2 protein-coding genes are annotated in these 1,886 nt (G+C 72.4%); both read right to left on the bottom strand.

The window, feature by feature from the left end; genetic code table 11:
- Window positions 1-998: ADP-ribosylglycohydrolase family protein (locus HW445_RS29170; RefSeq protein ID WP_180223834.1), on the bottom strand; the 998-nt coding region annotated here is incomplete at its 3' end.
- A gap of 62 nt (window positions 999-1,060) precedes the next feature.
- Window positions 1,061-1,886 (bottom strand): pseudouridine synthase (locus HW445_RS29165; protein ID WP_180223833.1); only part of this gene is annotated, 826 nt, incomplete at its 5' end.

The following is a 1,886-nucleotide window of genomic DNA, read 5'->3' as shown; positions in this document are numbered from 1 at the left end:
AGCTCCAGCAGTTCCTCGCGGTACTCGATCCGCTCCGCCCAGGCGGCGGGCCAGGCGTCGGCCCCGAGGTGCGCCCCCGCGAACGCCCCCGCCAGGCAGGCGATGGAGTCGGAGTCCCCCGCCGTGCACGCGGCCCGCCGCAGCGCGGTCACCGGCTCGTCGGGGAAGAGCAGGAAGCACAGCAGCCCCGTGGCGAGCGCCTCCTCCGCGATCCACCCCTCCCCGGTGGCCAGGCACGGGTCGGTCTCGGGCGAGACGGACCCGGCCGCCTCCCGGACCCGCTCCAGCGCCGCGAGACAGTCGTCCCAGCCCCGCCGGACGAAGCTCACCGGGTCGGGGTCCTGGGACCGCAGCCACAGGTCTCCCAGCCACCGCTCGTGGTAGACGTCCCGGTTGTCCAGCGCGTAGGACCGCAGCAGCCCCACCAGGGCCATGGGGTCGGCGCCCCCGGCGAGCAGCCGCACCGCGTGCGCCGTGAGGTCGGAGGCGGCGAGCGCCGTCGGGTGGCCGTGGGTGAGGCCGGACTGGAGCTGCGCCGCGCCGGCCCGCTCCTCGTCCGTGAGCCCGGGGACGAGTCCCAGCGGCGCGACCCGCATGTTGGCCCCGCACCCCTTGGAGTGGATCTGGGTGGCGTCCTGCCAGGCCAGGTCCTCCGCCGCGAGGAGCCCGCAGGCGGTGACACAGGTCCGCCCGGGCGCCCGGTTGTTCTCCGGGGACCGGTTCCACTCGACGAACTCCTCGCGGACCGGCCGCTCCATCCGCTTCGGCCCGAGCCGCCCGCGCTCCATGGCCGTGCGCAGCCCCCGCCCGAGCGCCAGCGTCATCTGGGTGTCGTCGGTGACGAGCGCCCGCTTCGGCAGGTCCATCTCCCGCCACGGCCCGAAGTTCTCGAGGATCCGGGGCACGCTGCTGAACTCGGTCGGGAAGCCGAGTGCGTCTCCCAGCGCCAGCCCGATCAGTGATCCGGTGGCGGCGTTCTTGGCCGTGGCCGTGGTCATGGAGGAACCCCCTTATGTGTCAGCTTGACGATAAGGGGGTTCGTCCCGGGGCACAAGGCGTTCTAGAGCTCGACCTCGCGCATCAGCATGCCGACCTCGGTGTTGGACAGCCGCCGCAGCCAGCCGGACTTCTGGTCGCCCAGGGCGATCGGGCCGAAGGAGGTGCGGACCAGGCTCTCGACCGGGAACCCGGCCTCGGCCAGCATGCGCCGCACGATGTGCTTGCGGCCCTCGTGGAGGGTGACCTCGACCATGTAGTGCTTGCCGGTCTGCTCGACCACGCGGAAGTGGTCGGCGCGGGCGTACCCGTCCTCGAGCTGGATGCCGTCCTTGAGCTGCTTGCCCAGGTCGCGCGGGATGGGGCCGATGATGTGCGCGAGGTAGACCTTCTGCACGCCGTACTTCGGGTGGGTCAGCCGGTGGGCCAGCTCGCCGTGGTTGGTGAGCAGGATGACGCCCTCGGTCTCGGTGTCCAGCCGCCCGACGTGGAAGAGCCGGGTCTCCCGGTTGGTGACGTAGTCGCCCAGGCACTGGCGGCCTTCGGGGTCCTCCATGGTGGAGACCACGCCGGCCGGCTTGTTGAGGGCGAAGAACTGGTACGACTGCGTGGCCACGGTGAGGCCGTCGACGCGGATCTCGTCCTTCTCGGGGTCGACGCGAAGGCCCTGCTCGAGGACGATCTCGCCGTTGACCTCGACGCGCGCCTGCTCGATCAGCTCCTCGCAGGCCCGGCGGGAGCCGTAGCCGGCCCGGGCCAGCACCTTCTGGAGGCGCTCGCCCTCCTGCTCGGCGCCGGGGAAGGTCTTGGGCAGCTTGACGTCCTTCCTGCCCGCGTACCGCTCCCGGTTGCGCTCCTCCATCCGGGCGTCGTACTCGCGGGACGTGCCG

This window comes from Streptomyces sp. UH6, assembly GCF_013421635.1.
GTDB classification, from domain to species: Bacteria; Actinomycetota; Actinomycetes; order Streptomycetales; family Streptomycetaceae; genus Streptomyces; species Streptomyces abyssomicinicus.
The sequence above is the reverse complement of the archived record's forward strand: the minus strand, read 5'-3'. Positions and strand labels throughout refer to the sequence as shown.